15 protein-coding genes are annotated in these 14570 nt (G+C 41.0%); 6 read left to right on the plus strand and 9 right to left on the minus strand.

Features of this window, described 5'->3' with window-relative positions:
• Positions 1-56: 56 nt before the first annotated feature.
• Complete coding sequence (cyoE, locus tag DFR59_RS01230) at positions 57-971, minus strand: heme o synthase (protein WP_114743808.1); 915 nt, start codon at positions 969-971, stop codon at positions 57-59.
• Between the two features lie 538 nt (positions 972-1509).
• On the opposite strand from cyoE, the gene DFR59_RS01235 reads away from it, so the two are divergent.
• Positions 1510-2415 carry a COX15/CtaA family protein gene (locus DFR59_RS01235; protein ID WP_114743809.1) on the plus strand — a complete coding sequence of 302 codons (906 nt, stop codon included), beginning with the start codon at positions 1510-1512 and terminating at the stop codon, positions 2413-2415.
• A 36-nt stretch (positions 2416-2451) separates the two neighbouring features.
• Here DFR59_RS01235 and pyc read toward each other — a convergent pair whose 3' ends face one another.
• The 3 genes from pyc to DFR59_RS01250 form a co-directional block, all read right to left on the minus strand.
• Positions 2452-5889 carry a pyruvate carboxylase gene (gene pyc, locus DFR59_RS01240; protein WP_245948344.1) on the minus strand — a complete coding sequence of 1146 codons (3438 nt, stop codon included), beginning with the start codon at positions 5887-5889 and terminating at the stop codon, positions 2452-2454.
• Positions 5890-5985: 96 nt separating this feature from the next.
• Positions 5986-7197 carry an FtsW/RodA/SpoVE family cell cycle protein gene (locus tag DFR59_RS01245; protein WP_114743811.1) on the minus strand — a complete coding sequence of 404 codons (1212 nt, stop codon included), beginning with the start codon at positions 7195-7197 and terminating at the stop codon, positions 5986-5988.
• A gap of 171 nt (positions 7198-7368) precedes the next feature.
• Positions 7369-7650 (minus strand): Fpa/YlaN family protein, encoded by a 282-nt coding sequence (locus DFR59_RS01250; protein ID WP_114743812.1) that lies wholly within the window; start codon positions 7648-7650, stop codon positions 7369-7371.
• Between the two features lie 199 nt (positions 7651-7849).
• Between DFR59_RS01250 and DFR59_RS01255 the strand changes: the two genes are divergently transcribed.
• The gene (locus DFR59_RS01255; RefSeq protein WP_114743813.1) at positions 7850-8347 is read left to right on the plus strand and encodes a peptidyl-prolyl cis-trans isomerase; all 498 of its coding nucleotides are present in this window, start codon (positions 7850-7852) and stop codon (positions 8345-8347) included.
• A gap of 44 nt (positions 8348-8391) precedes the next feature.
• On the opposite strand, the gene DFR59_RS01260 is transcribed toward DFR59_RS01255, so the two are convergent.
• The gene (locus DFR59_RS01260; RefSeq protein WP_114743814.1) at positions 8392-9720 is read right to left on the minus strand and encodes a PhoH family protein; all 1329 of its coding nucleotides are present in this window, start codon (positions 9718-9720) and stop codon (positions 8392-8394) included.
• A gap of 185 nt (positions 9721-9905) precedes the next feature.
• On the opposite strand from DFR59_RS01260, the gene DFR59_RS01265 reads away from it, so the two are divergent.
• Positions 9906-10511, plus strand: a complete 606-nt coding sequence (locus DFR59_RS01265) for a YhcN/YlaJ family sporulation lipoprotein (RefSeq protein WP_245948345.1) — start codon at positions 9906-9908, stop codon at positions 10509-10511.
• 29 nt (positions 10512-10540) lie between these two features.
• On the opposite strand, the gene DFR59_RS01270 is transcribed toward DFR59_RS01265, so the two are convergent.
• Positions 10541-10996, minus strand: a complete 456-nt coding sequence (locus DFR59_RS01270; protein WP_114743816.1) for a pyridoxamine 5'-phosphate oxidase family protein — start codon at positions 10994-10996, stop codon at positions 10541-10543.
• A 139-nt stretch (positions 10997-11135) separates the two neighbouring features.
• Here DFR59_RS01270 and DFR59_RS01275 point away from each other — a divergent pair, with 139 nt between their 5' ends.
• The gene (locus DFR59_RS01275; protein WP_114743817.1) at positions 11136-11336 is read left to right on the plus strand and encodes a YlaI family protein; all 201 of its coding nucleotides are present in this window, start codon (positions 11136-11138) and stop codon (positions 11334-11336) included.
• Positions 11336-11761 (plus strand): hypothetical protein, encoded by a 426-nt coding sequence (locus tag DFR59_RS01280; RefSeq protein ID WP_114743818.1) that lies wholly within the window; start codon positions 11336-11338, stop codon positions 11759-11761. Before DFR59_RS01275 ends, DFR59_RS01280 begins: the two co-directional genes overlap by 1 nt.
• A gap of 34 nt (positions 11762-11795) precedes the next feature.
• Here the strand turns inward: DFR59_RS01280 and DFR59_RS01285 are convergent, their stop codons facing one another.
• The 3 genes from DFR59_RS01285 to typA are packed head-to-tail and all read right to left on the minus strand — an operon-like array spanning position 11796 to position 14264.
• Positions 11796-12071 carry a hypothetical protein gene (locus DFR59_RS01285; protein WP_114743819.1) on the minus strand — a complete coding sequence of 92 codons (276 nt, stop codon included), beginning with the start codon at positions 12069-12071 and terminating at the stop codon, positions 11796-11798.
• A 15-nt stretch (positions 12072-12086) separates the two neighbouring features.
• Positions 12087-12407, minus strand: a complete 321-nt coding sequence (locus DFR59_RS01290; RefSeq protein ID WP_114743820.1) for a YlaH-like family protein — start codon at positions 12405-12407, stop codon at positions 12087-12089.
• A gap of 18 nt (positions 12408-12425) precedes the next feature.
• Positions 12426-14264 carry a translational GTPase TypA gene (gene typA / locus DFR59_RS01295; RefSeq protein ID WP_114743821.1) on the minus strand — a complete coding sequence of 613 codons (1839 nt, stop codon included), beginning with the start codon at positions 14262-14264 and terminating at the stop codon, positions 12426-12428.
• Positions 14265-14380: 116 nt separating this feature from the next.
• On the opposite strand from typA, the gene DFR59_RS01300 reads away from it, so the two are divergent.
• On the plus strand, positions 14381-14566 hold the full coding sequence (locus tag DFR59_RS01300; protein ID WP_114743822.1) for a YlaF family protein: 186 nt from the start codon (positions 14381-14383) through the stop codon (positions 14564-14566).
• The last annotated feature ends 4 nt before the right edge of the window (positions 14567-14570 follow it).

Consider the following 14570-nt stretch of genomic DNA (forward strand, 5'->3'; position numbering starts at 1 on the left):
GCAACAAGGACTGGATTTTCTCTATATGGATTTCTTAGCAGAAAGAATTCCCTAAATTAAATGAGTGTGAAGATAACCATCGCTACAAACAAGATAGTCAAATAGTTCAATGAATATACAAACATCAGTTTTGCCCATTTGAGGTCATCTTTCATTTTGTAGCCTGCAATTCCTAGTATTAGCCATCCTATGTTGAATAATGTCGCAAGGATGACGAAAGGAATGCCGAGTGGAATCATAAAGAATGGAATCGGGAGCAATAATACAACCCATGCAACAATGTGATTCTTAGTCGTTTTAAAGCCTTTTACAACCGGCAGCATAGGAATCCCTGCTGCTCTATATTCTTCAACCCTCTTCATTGCCAAGGCATAGAAGTGAGGCGGCTGCCATATGAACATCATGACAAACAGCATCCAAGCAGTGACACTCAAGTTAGGATCTACTGCAGCCCAGCCAATCAGCGGAGGAACTGCACCAGAGATGCTTCCAATAATCGTATTGCTGACATATAGGCGTTTAGACCACATTGTATAGAGAACAACATAGCTGAAAATGCCGATCAAGCCGATGACACCAGCCATGAATGTTGTCATAAATAAAAGGATAGTACCAAGTGTTATAAAACCAAATCCAATGGTCAGGACTTTTCCACCGCTCATTTTCCCAGTAACAGTAGGACGCCCTTTTGTCCGTTCCATAATAGGGTCGATATCGCGGTCGATGAAGTTATTCAATGCACAGGATCCCGCAATGATGAATGAAGATCCCAGCAGTGTGTATATGATAGTGTCCAATGAAGATAAGAAATGTGTGCCGGTAAAAACAAATGCCAGCCACATACCAGTGAATGTAGTGATTAAATTCGAATTGACAATCCCAATTTTTATTAAAGCCAGAAAATCTTTCATTGCAGATGTTTCTGGAAGTTCGTTTTCTTCTAATGAAGAAATGACTCTAGTTTCAGCCATTTTCCATTCCTCCTCCTTACCCAATAAGCATGACTATATAAGAATACTATATAGCATTCCAAACATCTTTGCTATATTTCCATGAAAATTCCACAATGTGTTCAATATTTACTACGGGTAAAAATTGAATAGAAGAGAAGTGGAAAAAAACTAATAGAAAATAATGCTATCAATGTAATATTAAAACATATTATTTTTGCCTTTTGTGAATTTTCCATGAATTAATTTTGTCTAAAATGTGAAATCGTCTGATAATTATAGGCCATTATTCATTTTAGCAAAATAATAAATAGGAAGGATGAACCAGAGGAAGCGCTTACAATTCAATGAGTAAACAGTCAGAATTTTTCTTCATCTATATATATTTCTAGCAAAGTCCCATTAAAGTTTCAAGTTTTTTTCGAATATGCCCTCCTATTGAAGTGTTCATAATTCCTTCATTGTATTTTAGCCATTAATTATGTAGTATCTAAATGGTATTATCAACGAGCTATATAGGGTATTGAATAAGACTACTTAATTAAGAAGGTGAATATAAATGCGTCGAACTGGATTGAAATGGTTTGCTGTACTGACGGCGCTTGGCATGCTCTTTGTTCTTATCGGAGGAGCATTAGTGACAAAGACAGGATCGGGCATGGGCTGCGGACGCTCCTGGCCGCTGTGTGAAGGACAAATCATCCCTTCCCACATAACGGTTGCTATGGTGATTGAACTAGCACACCGCCTTGTTTCAGGAAGTGTTGGAATTGCACTATTGATTCTCTGCATTTGGGCATGGAAATCAATTGGACATAAAAGGGAAACAAAGTTCTTGGCAATTGTCTCATTGCTTTTTCTTCTCTTGCAGGCTCTGATTGGAGCAGCTGCAGTCGTATGGGGTCAATCCGACTTTGTTTTAGCCATTCATTTTGGGATTTCCCTTATTTCATTCGCTTCTGTTCTGCTTTTGACTTTATTGATTTTTGAAGTTGATCAAAAGTTTGAAGCAGATAAATTGAAATTAGATAAAAACATGAAGTTTCATATTTATGGAGTGACTATCTACAGTTATCTTGTGGTTTACTCAGGTGCACTTGTGCGCCACACCAAATCAAGCCTTGTTTGTCCGGATTGGCCATTCTGCGTCAATTCTTCTCCAGGTCTTCCAGGGAATTTTTACGAGTGGGTGCAGATGGGCCACAGGGCAGCTGCGGCACTCATCTTTATCTGGATTGCTTATATTACTTACAAAGCGGTGACCAGATATAAGCATCAGCGAATCGTGTATTGGGGATGGATTATTGCATTTATCCTGGTTTGTTTACAGGCAGCGGCCGGTATTTCTGTGGTGCTGACAAAACTGAATCTTTATTTTGCACTTGCTCACTCGCTTTTCATTTCCATTTTATTTGCTTTATTGAGCTACTTCGTAATGCTCGCAACAAGAAGCAAAACAGTATAAAAAAAACGGACTCCTTCCTTCAGGAGTCCGTTTTTTTTATTTATTCATTTCAATCAGCAGGTCACCCGGCTGTATGCCGTCTCCACTTTTTACATGGATTTCTTTGATGATGCCAGTGAATGGAGCTTGGACGGTTGTTTCCATTTTCATTGCTTCAGTTAATAGCAGATGATCCCCTTTGTTTACTCTCTCCCCTTTTTCAGCCAATACTTTAATGACAGTTCCAGGCATCGTAGCCCCGATATGAGTTTCATCCTTCATATTGGCTTTCATTCTGGAAGCAACAGAAGATTTGACGCTTTCATCTTTAATGATGACTTCGCGAGGCTGTCCGTTCAGCTCAAAATAGACGACCCGGGTTCCATCCGCACCTGGATGACCGATGGAAACTAGTTTGACAATCAATGTTTTCCCCTTTTCAATCTCCACTTCAATTTCCTCGCCCAATCGCATTCCATATAAGAATGTAGGTGTATCCAAAGTTGATATATCACCGAACATATTCACTGTTTCAATATACTGCAGGAACACCTTTGGGTACAATGAAAAAGCAAGGGCATCAAAACTATTAACTTGACGTCCTATTTCGTGGAAAAGACTCTCTTTAAGCTCATTGAAGTCAACATCATCAAGAAGCTCGCCCGGACGGACAGTGATCGGCTGCTTCCCTTTCAGGATGACTTCCTGAAGCCTCTTCGGAAATCCTCCATATGGCTGACCGAGATATCCCTCAAAAAGTTCAATGACGGAATCAGGAAAATCGATTCTTTCTCCATTTTCCAGTACATCGGTTTCGGTAAGATCATTTTGGACCATGAACAATGCCATATCTCCAACAACTTTTGAGGATGGGGTCACTTTGACAATATCACCGAACAGCGCATTGACCCTGCGATACATTTCCTTGACCTCATCCCACTTATCCCCAAGACCAACAGCCTTTGCCTGCTGTTGAAGGTTGCTATACTGGCCGCCAGGCATTTCGTGGAGGTACACTTCGGTATGAGGTGCCTTCATTCCACTCTCGAAATCACTGTAGTACTTTCTGATATCCTCCCAGTAGTCGGAGAGTTTTTCGAGTGATTCAATATTGACCCGTGGTTTTCTATCATAGCCGTCCAACGCATAGGAGAGTGCACTTGCACTTGGCTGTGATGTCAATCCAGACATGGATGTTAAAGCCGTATCCACAATATCCACTCCAGCTTCGATGGCTTTTGCATAAGTGAAGATGCCGTTGCCGCTTGTATCGTGAGTATGAAGGTGAATTGGTATGTTTATTGTGTCCTTGAGTTCAGAAATCAGCCTGTAAGCCGCTTGTGGCTTTAGGAGGCCAGCCATGTCTTTAATGGCTAGGATGTGTGCTCCCTGCTGCTCAAGTTCTCTGGCCATATCCTTATAATATTGAATATCGTACTTGGATTTTAATGGATCATTGATATCGCCTGTATAGCATATAGATGCTTCAGCAATTTTCCCTGTTTGTCTTACTGCATCTATTGCCACTTCCATGCCTTTTACCCAGTTTAGGCTGTCGAAAATTCGAAAAACATCAATTCCGCCCATAGCAGACTTCTCGACAAACTCTCTTATGACGTTATCCGGATAGTTTTTATATCCTACAGCATTGGAGGCCCTTAAAAGCATTTGAAATAATGTATTAGGGATGGCAGTACGCAAAGCTAGAAGCCTGTCCCACGGATCTTCTTTCAGGAAACGATATGCCACATCAAATGTTGCGCCGCCCCACATTTCGAGTGAAAACAAATTCGGCAACAACTTTGATGTAGGTTCTGCAATCCTCTTAAGGTCGATAGTACGGACCCTGGTCGCTAAAAGCGATTGGTGCGCATCCCTGAAAGTGGTATCAGTCAGAAGGACCTCCTGCTGGTTCTTTATCCACTGAACAAGTCCATCGGCTCCATGTTGATCAAGAATCTGCTTTGTTCCGTCAGGTGCCTTAACGTCTGCAGATAGGTTTGGAATCCTCGGCTTTTCAAATACAGGTTTTTTTCTTTTTTCAATTCCCGGGAATCCATTCACTGTAATATTCCCAATATAGGACAGCATCTTTGTACCCCTGTCTTTCCTTTTAGGGAAGAAAAACAGTTCAGGAGTAGTATCAATAAAGGAAGTATCATAATTTCCTGATTTGAAATTTTCATGTTTAACAACATTTTCTAAGAACGGGATGTTCGTTTTGATTCCCCGAATTCTGAACTCTTGTAAATTTCTGACCATTTTGGCTGCAGCTTGGTCAAAAGACATTGCCCATGTGGAAAGCTTGACGAGAAGAGAATCATAGTGTGGTGTTATGACAGCACCCTGGAATCCATTTCCCGCATCCAGCCTAACTCCAAAACCGCCTCCAGATCGATAAGCCATAATTTTCCCAGTATCCGGCATGAACTGATTGAGAGGATCTTCTGTAGTGACCCTTGACTGGATGGCAAACCCATTGATTTTGATGTCTTCCTGATGAGGTATGCTGACTTCTTTACTATGAAGGCTGTATCCGGAAGCAATAAGAATCTGGGTCTGTACGATGTCGACCCCTGTAATCATCTCGGTGATGGTATGTTCAACCTGTACCCGCGGGTTCACTTCAATAAAATAAAAGTTCTCACCTGCTAAAAGAAATTCAACCGTTCCCGCATTGACATAATCAACATTTTTCATCAGTTGAACAGCGGCGCTGCAAATCTTAGTCCGTAATTCCTCAGTAATGGAAACGCAAGGGGCCACTTCCACAACCTTTTGATGGCGCCTTTGAACAGAACAATCCCTCTCAAACAAATGGACGATATTCCCTTCATTGTCACCGATGATCTGAACCTCAATATGTTTTGGCTTCTCAACAAACTTTTCTACATAAACTTCATCGCTTCCAAAAGAAGCCTTTGCTTCGGATTTTGCTCTCTCGAACGCCTCTTTTACTTCCTCCAGGCGCTTTACAATCCTCATCCCTCTTCCGCCGCCGCCAAGAGCAGCTTTGATGATGATCGGATATCCATGCTGTTTCCCAAATTGAACGATTTCTTCAAGACCCGAAACCGGCCCATCGCTCCCAGGGATGACAGGAAGTCCTGCAAGTACTGCTTGCTGACGAGCCTTGACTTTGTCCCCGAACATATCTAAATGTTTTGGATTTGGTCCGATAAAGATAATCCCTGCTTCTTCACATTTAGTAGCGAATTCCAAATTTTCAGATAAAAACCCATAGCCTGGATGGATGGCATCCACTTCTGCTTTCTTTGCAATTTCAATGATTTCTTCAATAGCCAGGTAGGCATCGATCGGCTTCTTTCCTTCGCCGACCAGGTAGGCTTCATCTGCTTTATAGCGATGATAGGAACCCGAGTCTTCTTTAGAGTAGACAGCCACTGTCCTAATATTTAACTCGGTGCAGGCCCTGAACACCCGGATTGCAATTTCGCCTCTGTTAGCTACTAGAATTTTATTGATTTTCTTCATTGCCAATTACCTCCCCTTGCTTCAACTAGATGGTTTCAATTAGGAATCTATTAGATGAACACCCGCTCATTTTCAGAGCGGGTGAATACCTACGAATTAATATTTCACCCTATAAAGCTGAGTGGATTTATTTTGTTCCGGAACCGGTTCGCCTTTATTCGCCTTATATTTCTGTTCATACCTCACGAACATTGCAACATTCACAAGGACTCCCATAGCGATTGATAACAGCAGGATGGATGAACCTCCATAGCTGATGAACGGAAGCGGCACCCCTGTCAGCGGAACGAAACCTGATACTCCTCCAAGATTGATTATCGATTGGATGGCAATCATGCTGGATATCCCTATGGCCAATAAACTGCCAAACGTGTCCTTGCACTTCATGCCGATAAATATCCCCTTCAATACGATAAAGCCTAAGCCAAGCAATACAAAAGCTACTCCGAAGACTCCCAATTCTTCTGCTACAACAGCCATAATGAAATCGGTATGGGGTTCCGGCAAATAGCCAAGTTTTTGAACAGATTGGCCCAGCCCCTGGCCGGTAATTCCTCCGGAGCCTATTGCAATATAGGAATTGACGACTTGGTACCCATCGCCCTGCTCATATTGAAAGGGATCAAGGAATACTTCAATTCTGCTCATACGTTCCTTGGAAAAGATCTTATCCTTCATCACTAGGACGAACGGAGAAGCAATCACTGCCAGCATCAGTCCCAATAATGCAAGCTTCATCAAGTTCTTCATATTCATACCCGAACAGATGATGATCGTAACACCAATGACAAAAATAATTCCTGCTGTACCAAAATCGGGCTGGACAGCAACTAGTAGACATACGACAAAAAGGAATACGATCGGCGGGACGACCCCTTTGTTGAATTTGTTAATGTAGCTCTCTTTTTTTGCGTAGACAGCTGATAGATAAAGAATGACTGTAAGTTTAACAAACTCAGCAGGCTGGATCATCCGTGTTCCAAGTTTGATCCAGCTCTGTGCATTATTAGAGATGTGCCCGAAAACGAACAACGAGCCGAGCCCGAATAGTGAAAGAAGCACAATGCCTCCGATAAATTTCTTGCTTATGTATGCCTTATACGGAAAAAGAGAGGCACCTATAAAAAAGATAAATGAAAGTATTAAGTTGATTTTTTGTTTGTTATAAAAAAAATCATTTTCTTGGTGGAGCTGCTGAACAGCCCAAACCATTGACGCACTGTATACCATGACTAGGCCAAAAATACACAATAAGAAATAGACAACTATCAGCGAATAGTCATACGATTTTAAGATTTTTTTAAACATACCCGATCGTCCAATCCTTTTTGTTATTGTTACAATTCTTCATAACTGTCTTAAATCCCTTCAAAAACCTTTTGGTAACAATCTCCTTCAAAGAGACTTTTGGCTCATATTTTCTTTCCTACAAAAAAACTCAAACAGCCCTAAAAAGAATGTTTGAGTTTTGATTTTTATTTACTTTTTCAAAGATGCCTCGTGAAGGGCAGAAAGTTCCCTTTCTAAAGAGCCAATCATTGCTTTCCCCTCTTTATCTTCGAGTAAGCCTAATCGAACTGCAAAATCTATTTCACGGGATAATCCAAACATTTGCGTATCAAGCACCTCTTCGTATAAAGGGCATTGAGGCATAGTAAGGTTATCCATTTGAACTTTTATCAACCGCAAGATTTTTTCTGCGTCCGCCTTTAACAATTCCAAGGCTTTTTCTGAATGATTTATATTTACATCAGACGCCACATTAATCCCCCCGTTTCCGAGCGATTAGACAATTCTATCTAAAAATTTTACCGTTAAAAGGACAAAATTGCAAGAAAAATAAAGGGAATAAAGCGTTTTACAAGTATTCCCTTATGTTCAATTGGAATTAGGGAGCTGGTTCTCTTTCAAGAGGACGATTTTTAAGATATACTTAATGGGAAGAAGGGGGAATATGCATATGGAAATGATTATTCCATTCAAGGGAAAAGTTAAATTCCCTATTACATTAGATCCAGGTGTATGGATTTTTGATGATCGAAGAATCGATCTTGATACATATTTCGTGACCGAACAAATAGAAGTGAATGAGCTGGAGGATTATATCAAAGCAACCTCTAAGCATTGGGAGCGCGAAATCCAAGAAGGTGCAGTCTTCCCTCCTACCCTTAAATCCGAACGGAAATTCGAAAAGGAAAAGGTTCTTCAAGGGACTTTTGCCATGGAATTCCTTCCATTCCTGAAAAATGCCGAGCCATCTGAAGATGCGCGGAAGCTGGTAGTCGAAACCGAGAATGGGGAATTCAATATTCCTTTGGATCAAGCAAAAGATTTATTGCTTGCCTATTCAAAAGTCGGAAAGCCTCTAAAAGAGGACGGACCGATTCATGTCCTTTTTAAAGACGGAAGCAATAGGAATGACCCTATTCGTTTTGTAAGGGCATTCAGAGTAGAATAAGCATGTTAAAAAGGCTGACCACGATGGACAGCCTTTTTGATTTGTTATAAAAGGTCTGCCGCTAATTGGGCCAAACCGGATCTTTCACCTTTGAGGAGCTTAATATGACCCGAAATGGTCTGCTCCTTGAATTTCTCAACCACGTATGTCAACCCATTGTTGTACTCATCCAAGTATGGATGGTCAATTTGATTGGGATCTCCCATCAGGACTATTTTACTTCGATCCCCTACCCTTGTCAGGATGGTTTTCACTTCATGCTTCGTTAAATTCTGGGCTTCATCAATGATGATGAATTGATCAGGAATGCTTCTTCCGCGGATATATGTGAGTGCCTCTACTTCAATCGAACCCATCCCTGCAAGGATCGCATCCAACTCCCCAGGCTTTTTAGCATTGAACAAATATTCAAGGTTATCATAGATCGGCTGCATCCATGGACGCAGTTTTTCTTCCTTTTCCCCTGGAAGGAAGCCAATATCTTTTCCTACCGGGACAATCGGACGCGCTACGAGGAGCTTTTTGTACGTATACAAGTCTTCAATCTGCAAAAGACCTGCAGCGAGCGTCAGCAAAGTTTTCCCCGTCCCTGCCTTCCCAATCATGGTGACTAGTGGTATATCATCCCGAAGCAGCAGCTCCATCGCCATGATCTGCTGAACATTCCTAGGTTTAATTCCCCAAATATGGTCTCCATTATGGATCAATTTCCTGACATTCTTGCCGGTATGGTCGATCATGCCTATGGCTGATGCTGAACTGCCGAGTGCATCCTTCATAATCAGGAATTGATGGGGATAAAATGGATGATTGGTGATTTCAGATAATTGTAATTCCCCTTTTTCATAATAACGGTTCAATAATTCTTTATTGATATATACCTCAAGGAAACCTGTATAAATATGGTCAATTTCGACGACCCGATCATTCAAAAAATCTTCGGCATTTAATCCCAGGGCATCTGCCTTCACCCTGACCAGGACATCCTTGCTTACAAGGATGACATTTTTCCCATCCTCTTTTGCTTCTTCTTCCAGCGCAATATTTTTCGCAACCGCCAATATACGATTGTCATTTGATTTTTCCACAAAAATTTCCTGGAGCTGTTGAAACGAACGATGATTCAGCTCTATCCTGAATGTCCCCCCATTTTCCAATGGGATCTTTTCATGGAGCTTTCCTGCTTCCCGCAGACCGTCAATCAATTTGGATACCTGTCTTGCATTCCTTCCAACCTCATCCATATAGCGCTTCTTTGAATCGACCTCTTCTAACACCACTGCTGGTATGACAACTTCATTGTCTTCAAAAGAAAAGATGGCGTGGGGGTCCTGCAATAAAACATTGGTATCTAACACATAAATATTATTCAAATCGATGCCTCCTGCTCCTGTTTTTCTTACTCATATAGTATGTTGAGCCTCATCAACGGGTTCACTGATTCATCGAGTCTTCGCCGCAGACTTGGACGAGACTTTTTAAAATATATGTAGAAATGCATAAAGATAGACGAAGTTTACACACTAATTGGAAGATACCATTAATGGAGGTGCAGTTAGTGCGATATTTATCCGCTATAATATTGATTGGTTTATTGACAGCAGGTTGTTCAAATATCAATAATAATAAAGAAAAAACAGCTGTCCATGATCAGCAGAATGAACCAAGGCCTATCTCAGTCCAAAATAGCAATAAACAATCTTTCAAATCCAAAAATGGCCAGCAAATTTCCAAGCATTTAGTTAACCTCGCAAGCAGCATACCAAATGTCAATGATGCAACTGCAGTCGTACTCGGAAAAATAGCCGTTGTGGGAATTGATATAGACTCCAACGTGGAGAGGTCACAGGTGGGTTCTATTAAATATTCTGTAGCTGAAAGCCTCAAGAATGATCCTTATGGGGCAAATGCAGTGATTGTGGCAGACCCCGATCTAGTAGCGCGCTTAAAGGAAGTCAAAAAAGATATTGGCAATGGAAAACCCATTCAAGGCATCATGAATGAACTTTCCGATATTGTCGGACGAGTCATGCCGGAAATCCCGGGCACCCTCTCAGATACAAACCCGGAACAAGCACCAGAAAACCCAAAAAAGTCAACAAATGACAAAAACGAAAAACAACTGGAAAAAGACCAGGAAAAACAGTCTAACTATCATAAATGACAAAAAAAGCTTAGTTAAGAATGCCTTAACTAAGCTTTTTTCAATGCTTCCATCACTTGTTTATCTAATCGGTCTGCAGCTTTTTTATCATAGGTCTTGTCATATTGCGGTTCAACCGTTATCTTTGAACCATAAAACATGACATCCCTGACATTTGTAATATCCAATTGAACCAATGTCAATTTCAATGGGACAGATTCAAGCTTTTCGGCTGCTATGAAGGATTTCCCGCTGATAGAATAAGTCGACTCATTCGCAATCAGCGTAATGACAGCCATTGGATTCGCCTTCAAATTTTCGAGAATTCGGGAACGCTGATCTACAGCAAAAAGTATCGTTTCTTCATCTTTTGCATAAATCCAGGAAATGGCACTGACGTTCGGCCCTCCTGTTTCATGATCACAAGTGGCAATCATCACAAATCTCTCTTTTTGAAGTTCTTCAAATAGAGCGGGTGTCAATTTAGGCTCCACACGATTTGCCATACTCAATCCTCCCCTCTTAGATTAATCACATTATACTATATGTAGACAATTGTTATAGCATACCATTCGCAAATTTTTAGATATGCAGGCATTCACGTGCTATACTATTAAAAGATATTTTAACAAAGGTGGAAATAATATGCGTGTGAAATGTGTACTTTGTGAGAAAATTGATAATTTGCATGATGATACTCTTGAAGCAAAAAGGTTGAGAAACCGTCCAATCCATACTTATATGTGTACAGAATGCACAGAACGGATTACCCACAAAACAAATGAACGCATTGCAACAGGGAACTTTAAACTCTATAGGCCAAATAAAGTAGCTGAAGATTTTTAATGCGTAAGAGCAGTGCAGCGATTGGTACAATTAGCGGAGTGTTTTTAGGATTGTTTCTAAAGCTTGCTCAGGCCTTAACCGGCATCCATTTTTATACTTTGCTGCTCAATATTGATTTTATTCCGATAGCAGGTAAAATGGACTACCCTGAATTCATTGAGTTTTTAATCCATTTACTCACTTCTATTTTAATTGTTTGGGTTTATTTAAAACTTCTTTATCGCTTCACATCCTCTTCTTTGAACAAATGGCTATTAGCTTTCTTGTTAATAATCCCTGCTATACTCCTTTATTTCCCGCTCTCGGCACTAGCTGAGAAACCAGTCCCAACGTGGCATGACTGGCCAGCCATCCTGATTTGGTCTGTCGGTCATCTTCTATATGCCGCATTAATGGCGGCTTTGGTCAAAAACGATGCTGCATAAACACTAAAAAAGGAAGCCCGAGGGCTTCCTTTTTTTAAGCATATCTTGCTGGATCATCTTCAATCTGATGAAGCATACAGGAAATCAATTCATAAGGAAAACGTAAGAGCCTGTCCTTCTTATCCTGCTGAAATTTCACTTCAATGAAGTCTTCCATTTCCTCAATGGACCATTGAGGAATACCGAAATCTTCAATCAGCATCTCAGTGAAAAAATCCAATGTTTCTTTCGCTGCTGTGTCATCCTGCCGTGATTTCCACACATAATAAATCGTTAAATAATTATAGAAGGCATCTTGGACTGATGGCAAACAGCTTCACTCCCATTATGAATTCGATTGTTCCGCTTCCATTTTCTTTTGATTATGAAGGCGGATTTTATAAATGATCAATATTAATGCTGCGACGACCAGGCCCTCTCCTACTGGAAGGAAAATTCCAAGAAAGGTCAAGAGAGTACAGCCTAATATTAAAAATATATAAATAACGACCGATTTTAGAACAGGAAGTTTTAGGGCAAATCCAAGTTTATAAACTAGGATGGATAGAGCGATAAACGTAATATATAACAGCCACATGCCCAATTCCGGATTTTCATCCACTTTATATAAGGAGGCGAAAAAGGAAAGGTGTTCGGTTACATTCACGTCGGTTCCCCCTTTTAATTAGTTCGTTTCTGCAAGCTTTTTCTTTTTAGCAGCTCTTTCACGTTCATTCTTATCAAGGATCTTTTTGCGCAGGCGGATGGATTCTGGAGTAACTTCACAGAACTCATCATCATTTAGATACTCAAGCGCTTCTTCAAGTGTCATGATTCTTGGTTTTTTCATTGTAGTAGTTTGATCCTTTGTAGCGGATCGCACGTTTGTTGCTTGTTTCATTTTCGTGATGTTAACCGTCAAATCATTTTCACGTGTATGTTCCCCAACGATCATTCCTTCATAAATATCAGTACCAGGCTCAACAAAAATGACCCCACGGTCTTCAACCTGCATAATACCGTATTGAGAAGTCTTTCCAGTTTCCATTGAAACCAATACGCCTTGGCGTCTGCCGCCGACTCTTCCGGGCTGCATAGGCTGATAGCTATCGAATGTATGGTTGATGATTCCGTAGCCGCGAGTCAATGTCAAGAATTCAGTCGTATAGCCAATCAGTCCACGTGCTGGGACCATGAATATCAGACGGACTTGTCCATTACCATTGTTAATCATATCGACCATTTCGCCTTTGCGTGTACCCATGGACTCAATGACGCCGCCTGTATACTCTTCAGGTACATCAATTTGAACACGTTCTACCGGTTCACAACGGACACCATCAATGTCGCGGACAATAACTTCCGGTTTAGAAACTTGAAGCTCAAATCCTTCACGGCGCATGTTTTCGATCAAAATCGATAAGTGAAGCTCACCACGTCCAGAAACGACCCATGCATCAGGAGAATCTGTATTTTCAACCTTAAGACTTACATCCGTTTGAAGCTGCGCTTCCAATCTTTCTTCGATTTTACGGGATGTAACGAATTTTCCTTCACGTCCTGCAAATGGACTGTTATTTACTAAGAATGTCATTTGCAATGTCGGCTCATCAATGCGAAGCACTGGAAGCGGTTCCTGATGTTCCACAGGACAAACCGTTTCTCCAACGTTGATATCTTCCATTCCTGATACAGCCACTAAGTCGCCTGCAACTGCTTCTTGAATTTCCAAACGCTTCAATCCGAAGAATCCAAAGATTTTGGTTACCCTGAATTGTTTAACAGAACCATCAAGCTTCATAAGAGCAACAGATTGCCCTACTTTCATTGTCCCGCGGAATACGCGGCCAATTCCAATTCTTCCGACATAGTCGTTGTAATCAAGAAGTGCAACCTGGAATTGAAGAGGCTCTTCTTTGTTGTCCACAGGTGCTGGTACATGATCAACAATTGCTTCGAATAGAGCTTCCATATTTTCATCCTGCTTATCAGGTGTTGCACTTGCCGTTCCATTGATTCCTGATGCATAGACAACCGGGAACTCAAGTTGTTCATCGTTTGCATCAAGTTCAATGAATAATTCCAATACTTCATCTACCACTTCTTCAGGACGGGCAAAATCTCGGTCGATTTTGTTTACGACTACGATTGGACGAAGGTTTTGCTCTAATGCTTTCTTCAGAACAAAACGGGTCTGCGGCATACATCCTTCGTATGCATCAACAACCAATAGAACACCGTCTACCATTTTCATGATACGCTCTACTTCGCCTCCGAAGTCTGCATGTCCCGGTGTATCCATGATATTAATACGATTGTCTTTATATTGAACTGCCGTATTTTTTGCCAGAATCGTAATTCCGCGCTCTCTCTCCAAATCATTGGAATCCATTGCGCGCTCTTCCACATGCTCATTTGAACGGAACGTCCCAGATTGCTTAAGCAACTGGTCGACGAGTGTCGTTTTTCCATGGTCAACGTGGGCGATGATGGCAATATTACGGATGTCTTCTCTAATTTTCAAGTATGTTCACTCCTGCCTTTTTGCTTCCATTGTTTCTTTAACTGTACCATTATATCATAGTAACTAGAAATGTCTAATGAGTTTATGTACAATAAAGGGCATAGGAGGCGAAACATATGAAAGATATCAAATGGATTTTTGTCCTTTACGCAATACTTGCAGCCACCTCCATTATGGGAATCGGGGTTGCCATAGGTGAGAGAAGCATCCTCGGCATCCTGGGATGTATAGTTCTCCTTATCTTGATAATGGGAATGGGCTTTAAAAAGAAAAAGCAAATGAGAGAAGAAGGAAAACTGTAAATAT

Origin of the sequence: Falsibacillus pallidus (genome assembly GCF_003350505.1) — a bacterium.
In the GTDB taxonomy this organism is placed as follows: domain Bacteria; phylum Bacillota; class Bacilli; order Bacillales; family DSM-25281; genus Falsibacillus; species Falsibacillus pallidus.

Coding starts and splice junctions, on each gene's coding strand:
- cyoE (WP_114743808.1), bottom strand. CDS start 971: ATGGCTGAAACTAGAGTCATTTCTTCATTAGAAGAAAACGAACTTCCA.
- DFR59_RS01235 (WP_114743809.1), top strand. CDS start 1,510: ATGCGTCGAACTGGATTGAAATGGTTTGCTGTACTGACGGCGCTTGGC.
- pyc (WP_245948344.1), bottom strand. CDS start 5,889: ATGAAGAAAATCAATAAAATTCTAGTAGCTAACAGAGGCGAAATTGCA.
- DFR59_RS01245 (WP_114743811.1), bottom strand. CDS start 7,197: ATGTTTAAAAAAATCTTAAAATCGTATGACTATTCGCTGATAGTTGTC.
- DFR59_RS01255 (WP_114743813.1), top strand. CDS start 7,850: ATGGAAATGATTATTCCATTCAAGGGAAAAGTTAAATTCCCTATTACA.
- DFR59_RS01270 (WP_114743816.1), bottom strand. CDS start 10,996: ATGGCAAATCGTGTGGAGCCTAAATTGACACCCGCTCTATTTGAAGAA.
- DFR59_RS01275 (WP_114743817.1), top strand. CDS start 11,136: ATGCGTGTGAAATGTGTACTTTGTGAGAAAATTGATAATTTGCATGAT.
- DFR59_RS01280 (WP_114743818.1), top strand. CDS start 11,336: ATGCGTAAGAGCAGTGCAGCGATTGGTACAATTAGCGGAGTGTTTTTA.
- DFR59_RS01300 (WP_114743822.1), top strand. CDS start 14,381: ATGAAAGATATCAAATGGATTTTTGTCCTTTACGCAATACTTGCAGCC.